This window comes from Paramagnetospirillum magnetotacticum MS-1 (assembly GCF_000829825.1).
Taxonomy (GTDB): domain Bacteria; phylum Pseudomonadota; class Alphaproteobacteria; order Rhodospirillales; family Magnetospirillaceae; genus Phaeospirillum; species Phaeospirillum magnetotacticum.
The window spans coordinates 1-15,891 of record NZ_JXSL01000009.1 but is presented as its reverse complement, the minus strand read 5'-3'; the positions used below and the strand labels follow the sequence as shown (position 1 = coordinate 15,891).

Here is a 15,891-nt window from a genome sequence, read left to right as displayed (position 1 = left end):
GGGCACCCTCTGCCCCGCCCTCGGCGCGCTGCTCTTTCTCAAGCCCGCTGACAAGCAAAAGCGCCAAGGCCGCCAAGACAACCCCCGGCAACAGCCATTTCGGCACTGCGTTCATAGCTCCCCCCGAAGCCAAGGCCCAAACCCACCAAATCGTCCATATCCCATAAGGACGATCAGAAATTTGATGGAACATGATGCTTATCGGAGAGTCAATTGGGCTTGATCGAATAGGGACGGGATGACGGGAAAGATGCTTGCGTTACCGTACTCGCGTATAAGTTATCGCCTCGGGATAGCCGGATGGCCGCGCCATGAAAAACGTCTTGAGCGATACTGTCAGAAATTTGCCTACCGCCCTCAGCCGGTCGATCCGGCGATTCTCGACGGATGAAGTCCTGGTGAGGGCCAGTTCACTGGCCTTTGCCAGTATGCTTTCAATGGTGCCGGTAGCGGCGGTCAGTCTCGTGATTTTTTCCAGTTTCCCCGAATTCATCGCATACGCATCCCATCTCAAGGGCTTGATAATCAGAACATTCCTTCCGGGGATTGGGGGCGTTCTGGAGTCTCACATCGATGAATTCATCGCCAATGCAAGCTCCCTGTCGATCATCGGGATATGTTCCCTGATGAGTTCCAGTGCATTTCTGATGTTTGAGATCCGTTCGACATTCAGCCGGATTTTCGGGTCTTTCCCGCGATCGTCGGTTGCGGAAAGGATCTTCGAACTGATCGCTTTCTTGACTTCGGGGCCGATCGCAATCGCCGGGGTGGGGTGGGGCGCCGCCATGATCCTGGAGAGATACGGCGTCGATCTCGGAGCCATATCGGCATCATGGCAATCCTACGGAATTGCCTTCGGGGCCTTCTTCCTGATTCTCGTCATATGCTCACCCAGGGGAACATCGGTTACCGCCTGCCTGGTCGGATCAGTCGTCGGATGTACAGTTTATTCTTTGGCGCAATTCGCCTTCATCAAATACATCTCGCTGCCCGTCCTGCCGAACCTGATCTATGGCGCCATGGCCATAATTCCGCTTCTACAGATGTGGCTGCTCGTGTTGTGGGTAATTATAATACTCTCGGCGACCTTGGCTGCTGAGTTGAGCGCAGGAGAGATTGCTAATCGAATTGACTAGTCGGTATTTATTGATTTCTCAAATCTTACAATCACATCGTCAATAAAGTGGACCCGGACACGATCCCCATCGATGATCGCAGCTTCGATATTCATGCCATGCGGGTAGAGGACGAGGCGGCCATCAAGCCTGAATGATCCGGAAACCCAGTCCCTTGCATTGCCTACGCGCGTTTCTCGCGGGGCATCAATCTTGGAGACCACCCCTTCGAGTACAGTTCCCTTGCCAGCGTCATAGGCATCGGCCAGAGCCAGTGCTTCGGCACGCTCAAAATATCTCAGCACAGCTAAACCAGCAGCCCATAAGCAGAACCCAAGCGCCACCGGTGGAAGAGACTTACAGATGTTTTCGTGGATCCTCGCCCTGAGTGGCCATAACACACCCCATGCAACCAATAACATAGCCGCCAGAAGCGAAAAGCCGATCGGCGCGTCGAATACGCCAACCTGGGCTGTGCGCAAATCATATACCACCGCATACACAAGAGCCTCCCGAGACATCACTTTAAATTTTAGACGATAATGCGGGATGATAGGCCAAAAGTCGAAGAGAGGTGGTCAGTGCCAAGGAGGGATGGTCGGTTGTTACGCTGCCGCTGACTGTGGTGCTTCTGCCGGGGCTATTGGCCGGAGTGGCCGAATTCAGTCAGACGCTCCAGCCGCACAATGTCTACATCTATACTCGTGACCCGCACTTTCTGTCCCTCTGCAATACCTGCCAAGTCGATGGGCGAAAGGTGACCGTATCGGACCCGGGTTCCGGCAACCTCGAAGTTGCCGCTCATCCAACCCGTCCGCCCGTTGGCCGGCCGGAAGGGCAAGGAGAGATTGGCAATGGGGCCTTCCGAGACCTTGGCTTGCCCGGCCTCGAACGCCTCAATCAGGGCCAGCGTTTCCTGGCGGTCGGTGTAGCTGATGAAGGCGGCGGCCAGGGCCGCCACCACTCCCCCCGAGGTGACGGCGAGGAGGATTGCCCGCCACTCCGCGACGTTCTTCTTCACGCAGATGCGTATACCGCTCCGTAGGACCAGGGCCAGGCTGGCGATAGCTGCGAAGGTGATGGCCAGCGTGTAGACGCCCCTATCCGCGTTATGGATGTCGAAGACCAGTTCGTAGTTCATTTGCCCACTCAGGCGCTTATTTCGGGGGGAGACAATAGCCGGGCTGGGCACACCATTCTCGCGCTCGAGCTTCTTCCTCGGCGGCCACTGCAGGGGAAACCATCTCGGTTTTCAGCCAATGCACGTCCTTCTCTAATTTGCTGTTACCCGCCATTTGAGAGATCAGGTACCAGCGATACTTCGTCGCCCAGTCAAGATTGGCGTCGGTTCCCCGTTCCTCATAAATTCTCTGCAATTCAGTGGCGCAGGGTTTGCCTTGCAGCGCTGCCTTGGCGAACCATTCGATTGACCTCTGTTGATGGCCAAGACGGCATTGGGCGTCACCGTCGCCCTGTTGCGCCATCTCTGTTAACCGCTTGATCTCCTGTTCGTAGGAAAGCCAAGCCGCATCCCGTTCGCTTTGCTGCATGTGCTGGTCCCATAGAACGTACAGCACCGCCAAGGCCATGACCCCGATCATGACCCGTTTCATAGGGATCGCCCCGCTAGGCCCCGCCAGCGCTTGCCCGGCCCAGGCCATCAAGAAGCCAACCAGTGTCATTGGCAAGGCGAAGATGATCATGAACACCATCGTGTACATGTCGTCCGACGGATGAGTGCCCAGCTTGCCATATAGGCTGATGGCCCAGGCACCTCCCACCAGAAACAGGACAAATCCTATGAGGGTCAGGCCGCCGGATGAAGCACTGCGCAGGGGAGAGGGGCTGTTTGGCTCCATATTTCACCGATTCCCTTGTAAAGGGGGCTGAGGCCGCTGACGCCGCAAGGAATGAGTCCTCCAGACCGGTTAGTCGGTCTTGCGATAGTAATGAGTGACCTTGGCGGCGGCCTCCTCGAAAGCGGCGGCCCACTTGTCCTTGGGCTGACAGCCCCCACGCCATAGCCATACTATGGCCACCCAAAACTATACCAAGAGCATAGAAATGCCAAGGCGAACGATGCTTGAGGCATCCAGCGCGACATACGAAGAATACCCTGTTGGAGTCGTTCTAGATCGTGGCGAGGTTACAAGAAGAGACAGAACATTTACATACGAAAGTTTGCACCTGCGATAGGCAGCTGTAGTGGACGTCAACGACCGGGTTGGGTCAGGTAGAGCCGGTTGGCCCCGGCGCGGTGGATGACCGCCCTACCTCCGACAACCGCCGTTCAGTTTAAATTTTGCCGCGTCCCATGCGACACCACATGAGATGCGCCATCCCACTCCCGAGACCCGTGGCAGGTTTTGGATATCATCTGCTGCCACCGCTGCTGCCGGTGATCGGATCGTCTCTGGCGACGTCCAGGATGGGAATGGAGGTAGTGTGGGCGGGTTGATGCATCAATCCATCGTATTCCGACCGAGATAACTTCACCGTTTCATGCGCAGGCGGGGAAGAAAGGGTGAAGAAGTGGGAAGTTCACAGACGCCCCCGCTCCAGTCTGGCCTTGCCATTGATGGGTTGATGCATCTATTCTGCGCTCATGGCCAAGCCCAAGAAACGTAATGCAGCATATTGGCGTGGTCGCCTAGAACGCGAAAAGCCTACCTTCTATGCCGACCTGATCGCAGGGAAGCATACGAGCGTTCGTGCCGCATGTGCCGCTGCCGGGTTGATACATCTACCCAACCGCCTCGATGCGCTGAAACGTGAGTGGCGCAAAGCTGATGCCGTCGAGCGAGACGAGTTTCTGGCATTTGCAGGCATCACGGTTGCAGCGCCGCTGTCACCGTCTCGTGCAATTGGCGCTCCATCATCATCGACATCGCCGCCACCTACCCCACCAGCGGCTCCAACCGCCCCATCTGTTACGCCAAAGCCGCCGATAGCACCGTCACCAATCGCAGCTCCACGTCCTGGCGCACCAATCGCTGGCACTGACCGAAAGTTAACAGCAAGCGGCAAGGCGCGTCTTCAAACCGTCATGAAGCGGATGGGGCATGGTGAACCAGGACATTGGAAGCCTGGTCCGCTGATGCTTGAGCTTGGCTTCAAGCCATTGAATGCCAGCCTCGGCAACGCCTTTGCGCGTGGCACCAGAGTCAAAGCTACACTTATCGCCGCACTTGAGGGCTGGTTGGCGCTTCACGAATGATAATTAGACATCACTTCCGATCATTGAATTTCAACACAATAAATCAGAAAAATCTTGATCTAATAGACGCTGAATTTGCGTTAAAGTGAATTCAAGGCATCGCCCATCGATCAGTGAGCCCTTTGACAGCGTAAAATGCCGCTTTAAGATGACATCGTGGGTGGTTTGATTGCTTTAAATGGCTTTCTAGCAAAATCAAAACCCTATTAGGGCATCAATTTTAGCCTTGATGACCAAAACATCTTCATCAACAGAGCATTGTTCATACAAGAGTGGTTTTCAAAACCAGTTTGCGATAGATGAGGCTCAATTTCTCCCTATCATCTGGCAATAGGTCGATATCGATCCCGTTGACGACCTCATCATCCTTTCCGTGGCCGACTATCGAACCAAAGCCCACCTCAGACCGCCGCCGTCATCGTGAACGTCACCAGCCCCATACAGGGCTCCTCAATGCGGGATTCTGCGCAAGCCGTTTTAATGCGATTAGGAGTCATCTTCATGTCCGCCGCTACACTGGTAGCAGACACCCATCAAACGCCAGCCAGTGACTCTCTGGTGAGGTTTGGCGCGCAATCCGCTGAACGGGTATGGTCATGAAGACCGGAACGGAAGGTTTTGGGTTTCCCGACGTGACACCCGCCATCGCTGATGCTGGTCTTTGACACACCGCGAGAGCGAAGAGCGCGAAGCGCGCTGCGCGTACCGCGGCATCTGCCATCACAATCTTGAAAGCATTCCCAATCCACACCGCATAGATCTCAACACCGCGAGCAAAGATAAAAATGAAACAGAACTCAACGGCGCCGCAACACCGGCGAAGCCGGTGGCAGCATGGCGCCGTAATCATTGAAAAGCTACACTCCGTAGGATACGTAACGCTACAATGCACTACAGATACTACAATATACTACGGCGACAGCTGCGGCGTAATAAGCCTGAAATTTCAATGCTTTGATCAATAGTACCGTGCGGTTTGCCGTGCGGGTCATCGTGCGGTCAACCCAGCGGTTTGCCATGCGGCATTCAGGCTTTCCGCGGCATGTCCTTCTTGGCTTTCAGGAGACGAACAATACGCCTGGAAACTGTGTCAGGATCAAGCCGCTGCCCCGTCATTTTCATGAACTCTCTGGCGATATCGGTCGGACTGACCTTGATGTCGTCAGCGACGGTCAATCCGGTATAGCGCATGGCGGCGACCTTGCGAGCCAACCAAAGCTGCTCCCACTCGGCCGCCTGCTTCTGGATCTGAGGTGTTCGATGCCTACCCAGCCATTGCCCGAAACGCTTGGCTTCCTTTCGCCACTCGACCAGTGCTGAACGCACCTTGGCAGGGCGCAGCATGGCAAGGTCCCAAACTTCATCTAGCTCCAGGCCGAGTGCGGTGATCTTCTTATCGAATCCCCATTCCGCAGTTGCGAAGTCGGCCGCCTTCTCTAAGTCGAATCCGTCAGCAAAGATCGGCTGCACGTTTTTAGAGCAGCGATCCGAGGAAAAGTTCTGGTTTCCAAGCCAATCCAGATCAAGCACCTGAAGATCAATCGCGAAATGCCCATCTATTTCTGACCATTCCGGAGACTTCGGGTGGACAACTTTTATCCGGGGTCGGTATATTGGCGCGATCTCTCGGCGTGAATTTAGCTCCATTGCCAGTGCAAAATACTTACCGCGGAGACCATCGAATACTGCACGATCATGGCGGTTACAGTCCATGTCATTCGCTATACGACGCATGCCGTCGAGGATCATGTCTGTTGGGCGCTTTGAAAGGTCTGCGGCTTTTGGTTCTGGTAGAACGTAGGTCGATGGCTTCTTCGTCAGTGGCTTGGACGGCGAGCTGATTGAATGGCTTTCGGTCAGAGGGATTGGATCGTCAAACATGGTCAAACCTTCTTCGGCGTGATGGTATCAGCGATCTGACGCGCAAGATCACGCGCCACTGACGGATGAAATGGGTGTTTGATGGTTTCGATGCTGGTGATCAGGCTCAGGACGAAGCCGTTTCCTTTGCGTCGGTAGGTGATGTCATCACCCGTGATGGTTCTTGCGTCCCCTGCGCAGCCCTGCCCCATCGCGATGGATAGTGTGTCGGCGTCTTGCATGGCTAACTGGAGCCGAACAGCCTGGTTGTCAGGTCGGTCGATGCTGACCATTACGACTGGCGTTTCATTGTCCGGCCCTATGGCGCGTATGACCTTGAAACCAGGAAGACCAAAACAGCCGGTATCAGACCACTCCCGAACGATGATCTGGTCCAGCCAATCGGACACGGTGACACCTTCACGTTCCGCCATCAGGCGAAGCTGTCTGGCGCGCACGGCGTCAATGGTAAGTCCGCTTTGATGTGGGCGGCGTGCCATGCGATCTCCGTTTGCAATGCACGTGCATTTGATGACTCGATTCCGACCCAGAGTCAAGCCGCTCTACAAGGATGTGCTGAAAATGGTCGCGGATCAGCCGCCATCCGGGCCAGCAAGTGCTGGATTTTCTAGGACTTCGATCTGCCCCAGCTATAGCAGCACGAGTGTGAGCGATAGGCGGCGTTGCCCAGTCCGGCCCTATAACTTTAGTTTCAATCCGTCACTTGATCACACCGCCCTCAGTGTGCAATGAAGCGGCCCCAAGGGAAGGGAGTGGGTCATGAAAGCTGTTGCCCTTGGCGACCTTTATCAGAGCGATGGTCGGAGCCGGACGGTTTGGTCGGTGGACAGCATCATCGACGTCCCGAAATCTGGAACCATGGTGCGGCTGACCAAGATCGATGGTTATGGCTCGGTGACGGTCCACGCGTCTCAGTTGGGCGTCGGCAGCGGGTTCACCAAGATCGACGAGGTTCTAATCCAGACAGGTTGATGCATCAACCCAACCGCAGTGCCAAGTCCTCGGCCCGCAGATGGGTGTACCGCTTCAACATGGTCAGGGTCTTGTGACCGCTGATGGCAGACACCTCCATCACATCCAGCCCCTTCTCGAACAACCGAGACACGCCTTCATGACGCAGGTCATGGAAGTTGATGTTCTCCAGACCGATGCGGTTCCGCAGGCGATCCCATGCGAGACGGACGGCGTTCTCGGACACCATAAAGACCTTCTCTGGATCACGATCAGGTTGTTGCATCAACCCCGATAGCGTCTCCACCGCCCTGGTTGACAGCGGCACGTCGCGGCTCGATCCATTCTTGGTCATGGACAGGTGGGCAACCCGACGATCAAGATCAATGTCGGACCACCGGAGCGATAGCATCTCTCCACGGCGCATGCTGGTTTCCACCGCCAGCACCACCATGGGCTTGAGCCAACGGATTCGACCACGGTCGCAGGCAGCAAGAATCCGCTGCTCCTCATCACCTTCCAGACGGCGGTCACGACCACGGGGAAGGCTTGGGCGACGAACAAGCTTGGCGGGATTGCGAACCAGATAGATGTTCCAGTCCTTCATGGCGGTGTCGATGGCTTGGCTGATGGTGGCGATCTCCCTGACCACCGCCGCCGGACCAACGGACTGGAGACGCTCATCACGATAGGCGGCAATGTCAGAACTGGAAAGAAGCGCCAAGGTCCGATGCATGATGTCATGACGCAGCATGGCATTGATCCGGAACACCTCGATCTTGGCACCACGCTTCCTGGGCGTCACCTCTTCGCGATACCGGGTCATGATGTCGGCGAGAGTGGTATCCTCGGCGAGCTTGGTGTCGGGAAGGAACCCGCACCGATCAACCTCGGCTTCCAGATCACGCGCCCACTTCTCGGCATCGGTCTTCTTGTCGAAGGATTTGGACCTCGGCGCGGTGCCCTTCCGCCGCACCATCGCCTGCCACCTACCCCGGAGTTTCCTGATCGTCGCCATCGTCATCACCATCGTTGAGGTTGTCGATGACTGATTCTTGGACGCCGCGATCAGGAAGTGAAGGAAAAGTCCATGTGGGTGTGCCTGGATCGTGCCGCTGGCACACTTTGAGACTAAAATGCGGATGGCTTGGAACACATCGGCGCTAAGCCAGGCTTATGATTGGCTTGTTCCTGACGATGTCTTAGGCTTTTACTTTCGGAGGGCAGCGCTCTATCCAGCTGAGCTACGGCTGCGCGGGTCTCGGGTGAACGAGAGGCGAGGGTTATAGCGCAAGGCGGCAGCGGTGGGAAGGGGGGAGTTGCGGGTCGGAGCAACGCCCTCCTCCGGCATCGGCTGCTGGTTCGAATCGAGCCGGTTGCGCCGATGTGCCAGGGGTGTGGCGGGGACGTCATCGCCAATTGCTCAAATGATGTGGTAGAGGCGTCCTCCGAAACCCGTCCCAGTCTAATCCACCACGGCATCAAGCAGCATGGTCTTAAACAGAGTGACAAAGTTCTGGTCTAGATGGCGTGACATCTGATCAGTCATGATGCCCAGAGCAACCTCCGCCGCCATGGGCGGCTTATAGACTCGGCGGTCGGTAAGCGCGCTGAACACATCAACGATAGATGCCATGCGAGCCAGATCATTAAGCTGGGCCCCCTTGAGACCGAATGGATAGCCAGTGCCGTCAATCTTCTCATGATGCTGGGCACCGATAACGATCACAGGCTTGGGAATGTCTTGGGCGAGGTCCAGAAACTTAATAGTCTCGGTGACGTGGGATTTCATTACCGAGAACTCCTCTTCCGTGAGGCGTCCCGGCTTGTTCAGCACCTCATGCGGGATGGAGATCTTGCCTGTATCATGCAGCAAGCCGCCGCTAGCCAGCACCAATTGGTCCGCCTGTGGCAGGCCAAGGGTATGACCGAATAATGACAACAATGTCGCCACCCGCATAGAGTGAGCGTAGGAGTAGTTGTCGTGCTCACGAACACCGCTCAGGATGCCCCTGAAGTCGTTGTTAGCGACGGCATCGATCAACGGACCGCAGGCGTCCTTGACAGACTCGAACGGTACCGGCTCACCTGCTGCGATGAAATCGGAGATATTGTTAAAGACCTCTACAGTGCCCTTGAGTGCTGTCCTTGCCCTTACCGGCAGGTTCTCCCAGTTGGCTTCCACCTGCTTGTTGATCATAGAAGTGACGAGATTGATCAGAGAACTGCGCCGGAACGGCTTGGCTAGGTAGCCATCGGCCCCACATTGACGCAATGTCTCGGAGATTACAGATGGTTCACGCTTCGAGGTAATCACGACAGGGATAGCAGCCAGCGCCGGTTCGCGCCTCACTTGGGTGATCAAATCACAACCACCTCTGGGCGCTATCTGTTCGTCCACCAAAATCAATTCCGGCGGAGCAGCGCGCAAACCATGTAGCGCGCGCTCAGCATCCGGATATTCATTAACCCGATAAAGCGACACCAGAACTTGCGCAACTTGGGTTCGAAAGCCCGCATTGGCATCTATGACGGCGATCAGGGCGACTTGTCTGGTAGGTGATAGCATTTGTGGTCAGCCAAATTGAGGGACAGCTTCATGCTGATTGGGGGGGGGTATTAGTCTAAGTGCCACATTCTACCCATTTATGCCCTCGCAGCAGCGGCTAGCCGAACATCGCGTCGATGTCGTTCTGACTAATTCCGATGCCATCGAGTTGTGGTCCGTTTAAAAGCCGAGCGTCGCCTTCGCGAAGGTCTTCCTTTGGCGAAGATGTATCATTAGCGGCAGCCTCTTCACCCCAGATGGCGATCATGGCGTTAACGCGCTGCTCGACATATTTGAGGGTATTGACCACCTTGGTGATTCGCTGGCCCGTGATGTCTTGGAAATTGCAGGCTTCCAATATCGCCGTCATCTTTTCCGAAATGTCGTTGAGGATACCGCCTGCATAGGCGTTGGACACGTGGGATCGCAGTTCCTGCGCCATGGTATCCACTGCCTCAACCGAATCGAGAATGGACTGGGTGGCGTCCTCGGTCGCGGCAACCACAGCATCCAATTCGTTGGCAACGATGGTTATGTGGTCGTCACTACCCGCAGGCCCTGAAGGCCGGATGGCGGCAATCTCTAACTTGGTTTCTGCAATGCATTTCGCGAGGCCGTGTAATTCCGCCTTGAGAAGAACCACCGCCGCATCGTCACTGCTATCAGTGACAGGCTCCCCGACGAGGGGATTGGTCGCCACGCTAGGTTGCTTGAGGGCCGCAACGTTGCTGCGAAGCGATGAAATTTCTCCCCGCATGTCGGTGATCATTGCAACCAAGGCATCGAGCGTTGCCTCAGGCTTCGCCTTTGCTCTCCGCTCGTGCATTTGGCGCTCAGCCGAATACATGGGCCGGGAAGTGGCTGGCAGATGAGGAGGAACCATCAGAGACCCTCTTAGAAACTGTCGAATCAAAACGGAGGTCTGCTTCAGAACCTTCCTGTGACCCCACTGCTTATCCGGGCAGGTTCGTTGATCAAGCGGTCGAGACACGCAATCACGCGTTCGGAAGCGCCCCCAACCTCGCCTATGAGGCGGATGGCTTCTTCCGCATTTCCGCCATTGAATGCCTTTACCACGGACATGCCGGTCTGATGAACATCTCGGTGACAGCCTTCTAATTCAACGAAGGCGGGATGATGTCGGAACGGCATCGAACCTGGGCCGAAATACCATTTTCCAAGCCGGCAGGTCTGTTCGCTGGAAAGCTCTTCCGCCTTCAGCGTGATCTTGCCGATGACCATATCGACCAGACGCTTTTTCCAGATAACGTGATCAGCCTTGGCGATTGTGATGATCTTGTTGGGAATCTCTTGATCATTAAGCAGGGTCAACAGCGAGCCGATCTCTGCCTCAACGCCTGAAAGGGCATTCGTGCTTTTTTCGATGGCTTGCGCATTCTGCTGGCCCAAATACGCCACCTTTTGGATGCCACTGGAGATTTCATTAGCGGCAGCGGCTTGCTGTGACAGGATGTGCGATACCTCTGCCATACGCTCCGTCGTATTGCTGACGAGATCGCTGATCTCGCCCATACGGCGATCCATGGTCTCCATTGAATGCCTGCCAGTGGCGATAGCTTCAGTACCTTGGCTCATCGTGGTGACGATCCCTGCCATTTCCTGGCGAAGGGTGTTGATGCGCTCCCCAATGTCGAGGGTAGCCCGTGCCGTCTGATTGGCGAGGTTCTTGACCTCATTGGCTACGACAGCAAAGCCTTTTCCTGCTTCACCAGCCCTGGCCGCCTCAATGGTGGCGTTCAAGGCGAGAAGGTTGGTCTGGGCCGCGATATCCTCAATGGAAGACAGGATGTCTCCAATGGCTTCTGACGCCTTAGCCAAATCAGCAACCTTATGGGCGGCTTCGCGAACAACGGCTTCAATCGTGGCGAATTCTACCATGGCTTCCGAAACGACCTGCCGCCCAGCCTCGGTAACCGAGTGGGCTTCAGTGGACAGCCCAGCAACACCTTCACTTTGGTGGCTAATTTCCTGGATGCTGGACACCAATTCTTCGGTTGCAGCAGCCATGCCCTGCGCCTCGTCACGGGCGCTGTGAATGCCGGTGATGATACTGGCGTTAGCAATGGCACCTTCGTTGATGGTCATCGAGATTGACACTGCGTCTTTGAGCATGCGGCTGGTGAACATTCCCAGCTTCGAATTGCTTTCGCCCATGACTCCCAGCGTAGTATTCACGTCTTGAGAGTAGCGAATGAACTCTCCTCGCAAGCCCTTGCCGACGATGTTGCGGTAAAAGCGGCCTTCGGCGGCGGCGTGCATTGCCGCATCCGCTTCCTTCGCGAAAGCCTCGGTCTGATCCAACAAGCGATTTATGTTGCGAAGCAGCTCGCCGATCGTGCCATGGCCACGGATGCCTAACACCCGAACCCTGAGACGGCCTTCAGCGGCTTGGCTCAGAACCGCAACACCTTTGCTCAGGCTGGCATTGGTCCGCCGCAGCCACATCGCTGCCAGCATCAATATCACGGATGCCGCCAGCACCACGGCAGTAATGCCTGAGGCTCCTCTTGACATGTCCCAGATCGTCGCTACCACCATCAGCACCAATGCGATGACGACTGCGGCCAGCGCCTTAGAGGCTGAAGACAAACTGCTCATAGCTCACTCCCTTCTCAGCGAGAATGGTCAGCAGCAGATTGGTCGCCGCCTCGATCCCAGCCTTTCGGTCGGCATGCCGCCCTTCTTCTTCCAGAAGTCGGGCATACAACGGCTCAATGACGTCGATGGCTTTGCGATCTGGAGATCGACGATTGGAGTGGTAGCCGACCATGTTGCCGCTGTCGTCAAGATCGCCCGTCACATGAGCGTAAACCCAGTAGTAGTCGCCGTTCTTACAGCGATTGACCACGTAGGCGAACAGTTCCTTGCCCTGGGAGATGGTGTCCCATAGCAGCTTGAACACGCATCGGGGCATAGCCGGATGCCGGATCATGTTATGTGGTTTTCCGATCAACTCGGCTTCCGCGTATCCTGAGATGCGAATAAAAACGTCATTACAATAGGTCATTCGCCCCTGAAGATCCGTCTTGCTGACGATGATCTCATTGTCGCGGAAGCTGCGCTCACTTCCGCTAATGCCGCTGGCCATGCAGTTAGCCTTCCTTGACAAACCCGTTCTAAGGGCATTTGCTGCTTTCTTGACATTGGTCATATCACGGACGGATGGTTTGCCACAACCTGACGGCTCGGCGGTGCCCCATGTCAAGAAACCACGTTAGGTGTGGGCGTATGGGTACCGATACCGCTTCAGCAGCGATTCCCCAGTGGACCCCTGAAATGTCAGTGGGCAATGACACGCTGGACTCCGACCACAAGGCATTTTTTGACATTGCTCGGCTGCTTTACGATTCGCTTTCAGCGAAGCAGGACCAGGGAATGATCATCACCAGCACTCTCATGATCCTAGAAGAGTATGTAGATGGGCATTTCCTTCGCGAGGAAAAGGCGCTGAAGGCGGTCGGCTATTCGCAGCTGGCGGAACATCACCATAAACACCGCAAGTTTCAAGCCAGGGTGAGGGCAATTTCCGAAACGTATCAAAGTGGTACCAAGTCAGCGGCGGACGACCTTCCCAACCTCGTCATCCAATGGCTTACTCATCACATTCTCAATGAGGACATGCAGTATAAACGGTGGATTCGAGATTTCGCCGTTGATCCTCGCCCTCTCGCTTTCCTGGCAATGGAAGCAGTAGGATAATACCGATCTGATCGTATTGATGCCATCTGCTTGCGGTTCTTTTTCCGTTAGCCGAATATCGAATTTATAATCGATGATCTTTACTGGCAGAACGACAATGCAGTTTGGATATCATCTGCTGTCACCCTTGCTGCCGGTGGTCGGATCGTCTCTGGCGACGCCCTGGCTGGGAAGGGCGGTGTTGTGGTTCAGGTTGATACATCAATCCATCACATTCCAACCGAGATAACTTCACCGTTTCATGCGCAGGCGGGGAAGAAAGGGTGAAGAAGTGGGAAGTTCACAGACGCCCGACACGAGTCTGGCATTGCCATCGATGGATTGATGCATCTATCCTGCGCTTATGCCCAAGCCCAAGAAACGTGATGCAGCATATTGGCGCGGTCGCCTAGAACGCGACCAGCCCTCCTTCTATGCCGATCTGATCGCAGGGACGTATACGAGCGTGCGTGCCGCATGTGCCGCTGCCGGGTTAATACAACTACCGAACCGCCTCGATGCGCTGAAACGTGAGTGGCGCAAAGCTGATGCCGTCGAGCGAGATGGCTTTCGGGTATTTCTGGAAGCCGAGTTTGGGATGACCATCGTACCCTTGCCGCCTCCAACCACTTCCGCACCATCTCATTCATCTGGTGGTCGATCTGTGGCTCCGCCGCCGTCTCCAGCATCAGCCATAACACCAAAGCCGTCTGTTTCCACATCTGATGGAAAGCTAACCATCGACGGAAAAAAACGCATCATCGCTATGATGAACGCAAAAGGTTACGTCAAAAAAGGTGGTGCGTTAAAAACTGCGCCGTTGATGCGTGCGCTGGGCGTTTCAAATGTGTTAGACACGAGTATTGGAAGGGCAATATCTCGATCAACACATCTTGAGCCGGAAATAATCATTGCTCTAGATGAATTTTTAGCGCTTCACGAATGCTCAATGAGCGACTTTACGGCGTAAAAGCCGTCTTATGATGACGTCTTCGATGTTTTGAATGCTTTAAAATGCCTTACGGCAAAATCAAACATCTAATCTGGCTTCATTTTGAGTCTTGATGACCAAATCATCTTCATCAAAAGCGCATTGCGTCTACAAGAGTGGTTTTCAAAACCATTTTGCGATGGATGAGACTCAATTTCTCCCTATCATCTGGCAATAGGTGGATATCGATCACGTTGACGACCTCATCATCCTTTCCATGACCGACTATCGAGCCAAAGCCCACCTCAGACCGCCGCCGTCATCGTGAACGTCACCAGCGCCATATAGGGTGTCTGAATGCGGGTTTTAGTCCGAGCCGTTTTAACGCGATTAGGAGTCACTTTCCCGCCCACCGCTACATGGGTAGCGGACGCCCCGCAAACGCCAGCCAGTGACTCTCTGGCGAGGTTTGGCGCGCAATCCGCTGAACGGGTATGGCCATGAAGACCGGAACGGAAGGTATTGGATCTTCCGATGCGGCAACCGCCATCGCTGATGTTGGTCTTTGACACACCGCGAGAGCGAAGAGCGCGAAGCGCGCTGCGCGTACCGCGGCATCTACCATCACAATCTTGAAAGCATTCCCAATCCACACCGCATAGATCTCAACACCGCGAGCAAAGATAAAAATGAAACAGAACTCAACGGCGCCGCAACACCGGCGAAGCCGGTGGCAGCATGGCGCCGTAATCATTGAAAAGCTACACTCCGTAGGATACGTAACGCTACGGTAATCCCCCCTGGAAATAGAGGGATCGGAACGTAGAATTTTCTCGGTTCACGGAACGAGGAGATTCGAATGAAGAAGAGCCGATTTACGGATGCCCAGATCATGGCGATCCTGCGCCAGGCGGAGGACGGCATTCCGGTGCTGAACCTGTGCCGCGAGCACCAGATGAGCAGCGCGACCTTTTACAAATGGCGGGCCAAGTACGGAGGCATGGACGCGTCCATGATCTCGGAGATGAAGGGCCTTGAGGATGAGAACCGGCGGCTGAAGAAGATGTTCGCCGAGCTCAGCCTGCAAAACGAGCTGCTGCGTGAGGCCCTGGGAAAAAAATGAGCCGGCCATCCCAGCGCCGGGAGATGGCCGAGACAGCGGTGGCGCGACGGGGCATCAGCATTGCTTTGGCATGCCGGACCTTCGGGCTGAGCGAGACGTGCTATCGCTACAGTCCCAAGCTCCGCCCCGAGAACGAGGAGATCGCCGATCTGTTGGTCGGACTGACAACGTCCCGCAGGACGTGGGGCTTCGGGCTGTGCTTCTTGTACCTGCGCAACGTCCGGGGCCATGGCTGGAACCACAAGCGGGTCTACCGGATCTATCGGGAGTTGGAATTGAACCTGCGCATCAAACCCCGCAAGCGGCTCAAGCGCGACAAGCCCGAGGAACTGACGGTGCCCGATGTCCCCAACCAGGTGTGGTCCATGGATTTCATGGCTGACCGGCTGGAGGACGGGAGGGCCTTCAGGCTGCTCAACGTGCTCG

The 15,891-nt window shown here is 55.5% G+C and carries 17 protein-coding genes and 1 pseudogene; 8 read left to right on the top strand and 10 right to left on the bottom strand.

The genetic code is table 11. The annotated features are described in order from the left end of the window. The first annotated feature begins 311 nt into the window (after positions 1 to 311). Entirely contained in the window at positions 312 to 1,136 is an 825-nt protein-coding gene (locus tag CCC_RS00485; protein WP_041039183.1) for a YihY family inner membrane protein, read from the top strand. Here the strand turns inward: CCC_RS00485 and CCC_RS00480 are convergent. The 3 genes from CCC_RS00480 to CCC_RS00470 all read right to left on the bottom strand — a co-directional run bounded on the left by CCC_RS00480 (position 1,133) and on the right by CCC_RS00470 (position 2,974). Beyond that, positions 1,133 to 1,618 carry a hypothetical protein gene (locus tag CCC_RS00480; RefSeq protein ID WP_041039181.1) on the bottom strand — a complete coding sequence of 162 codons (486 nt, stop codon included), beginning with the start codon at positions 1,616 to 1,618 and terminating at the stop codon, positions 1,133 to 1,135. The genes CCC_RS00485 and CCC_RS00480 overlap by 4 nt on opposite strands. A 137-nt stretch (positions 1,619 to 1,755) precedes the next feature. Next, on the bottom strand, positions 1,756 to 2,256 hold the full coding sequence (locus CCC_RS00475; RefSeq protein ID WP_009867573.1) for a hypothetical protein: 501 nt from the start codon (positions 2,254 to 2,256) through the stop codon (positions 1,756 to 1,758). Between the two features lie 16 nt (positions 2,257 to 2,272). Continuing rightward, on the bottom strand, positions 2,273 to 2,974 hold the full coding sequence (locus CCC_RS00470; RefSeq protein WP_041039178.1) for an SEL1-like repeat protein: 702 nt from the start codon (positions 2,972 to 2,974) through the stop codon (positions 2,273 to 2,275). A 746-nt stretch (positions 2,975 to 3,720) separates the two neighbouring features. Between CCC_RS00470 and CCC_RS21950 the strand changes: the two genes are divergently transcribed. After that, positions 3,721 to 4,332 carry a hypothetical protein gene (locus CCC_RS21950; RefSeq protein WP_152619651.1) on the top strand — a complete coding sequence of 204 codons (612 nt, stop codon included), beginning with the start codon at positions 3,721 to 3,723 and terminating at the stop codon, positions 4,330 to 4,332. 661 nt (positions 4,333 to 4,993) lie between these two features. After that, positions 4,994 to 5,185 (top strand): hypothetical protein, encoded by a 192-nt coding sequence (locus tag CCC_RS21945; RefSeq protein WP_152619650.1) that lies wholly within the window; start codon positions 4,994 to 4,996, stop codon positions 5,183 to 5,185. Between the two features lie 173 nt (positions 5,186 to 5,358). On the opposite strand, the gene CCC_RS00465 is transcribed toward CCC_RS21945, so the two are convergent. Both CCC_RS00465 and CCC_RS00460 read right to left on the bottom strand, forming a co-directional pair. Continuing rightward, positions 5,359 to 6,213, bottom strand: a complete 855-nt coding sequence (locus tag CCC_RS00465; RefSeq protein ID WP_041039176.1) for a hypothetical protein — start codon at positions 6,211 to 6,213, stop codon at positions 5,359 to 5,361. A 2-nt stretch (positions 6,214 to 6,215) separates the two neighbouring features. After that, positions 6,216 to 6,692, bottom strand: coding sequence for a hypothetical protein (locus CCC_RS00460; RefSeq protein WP_041039174.1), 477 nt, complete (start codon positions 6,690 to 6,692; stop codon positions 6,216 to 6,218). A gap of 280 nt (positions 6,693 to 6,972) precedes the next feature. On the opposite strand from CCC_RS00460, the gene CCC_RS00455 reads away from it, so the two are divergent. Next, a complete protein-coding gene (locus CCC_RS00455; RefSeq protein ID WP_041039172.1) occupies positions 6,973 to 7,185 on the top strand; it encodes a hypothetical protein in 213 nt (70 codons plus the stop codon). 4 nt (positions 7,186 to 7,189) lie between these two features. Here CCC_RS00455 and CCC_RS00450 read toward each other — a convergent pair whose 3' ends face one another. From CCC_RS00450 to CCC_RS00430, 5 genes are all read right to left on the bottom strand, one after another. Then, entirely contained in the window at positions 7,190 to 8,320 is a 1,131-nt protein-coding gene (locus CCC_RS00450) for a site-specific integrase (protein ID WP_201773268.1), read from the bottom strand. 309 nt (positions 8,321 to 8,629) lie between these two features. Then, the gene (locus tag CCC_RS00445) at positions 8,630 to 9,733 is read right to left on the bottom strand and encodes a response regulator (protein ID WP_041039170.1); all 1,104 of its coding nucleotides are present in this window, start codon (positions 9,731 to 9,733) and stop codon (positions 8,630 to 8,632) included. Positions 9,734 to 9,830: 97 nt separating this feature from the next. After that, positions 9,831 to 10,595 carry a protein phosphatase CheZ gene (locus CCC_RS00440; protein ID WP_082036434.1) on the bottom strand — a complete coding sequence of 255 codons (765 nt, stop codon included), beginning with the start codon at positions 10,593 to 10,595 and terminating at the stop codon, positions 9,831 to 9,833. A gap of 44 nt (positions 10,596 to 10,639) precedes the next feature. Continuing rightward, positions 10,640 to 12,331 (bottom strand): methyl-accepting chemotaxis protein, encoded by a 1,692-nt coding sequence (locus CCC_RS00435; RefSeq protein WP_052472840.1) that lies wholly within the window; start codon positions 12,329 to 12,331, stop codon positions 10,640 to 10,642. Continuing rightward, entirely contained in the window at positions 12,306 to 12,821 is a 516-nt protein-coding gene (locus tag CCC_RS00430; protein ID WP_041039166.1) for a PAS domain-containing protein, read from the bottom strand. The genes CCC_RS00435 and CCC_RS00430 overlap by 26 nt, the downstream gene beginning before the upstream one ends. Before the next feature lie 140 nt (positions 12,822 to 12,961). Between CCC_RS00430 and CCC_RS00425 the strand changes: the two genes are divergently transcribed. From CCC_RS00425 to CCC_RS21470, 4 genes and pseudogenes are all read left to right on the top strand, one after another. Next, complete coding sequence (locus CCC_RS00425) at positions 12,962 to 13,432, top strand: bacteriohemerythrin (protein WP_041039163.1); 471 nt, start codon at positions 12,962 to 12,964, stop codon at positions 13,430 to 13,432. A 343-nt stretch (positions 13,433 to 13,775) separates the two neighbouring features. Next, complete coding sequence (locus CCC_RS21940; protein WP_152619649.1) at positions 13,776 to 14,381, top strand: hypothetical protein; 606 nt, start codon at positions 13,776 to 13,778, stop codon at positions 14,379 to 14,381. Positions 14,382 to 14,907: 526 nt separating this feature from the next. Continuing rightward, positions 14,908 to 15,099 carry a hypothetical protein gene (locus CCC_RS21935; RefSeq protein ID WP_152619648.1) on the top strand — a complete coding sequence of 64 codons (192 nt, stop codon included), beginning with the start codon at positions 14,908 to 14,910 and terminating at the stop codon, positions 15,097 to 15,099. A gap of 102 nt (positions 15,100 to 15,201) precedes the next feature. Then, positions 15,202 to 15,891 (top strand): annotated as a pseudogene (locus tag CCC_RS21470) (transposase); the annotation flags it as partial.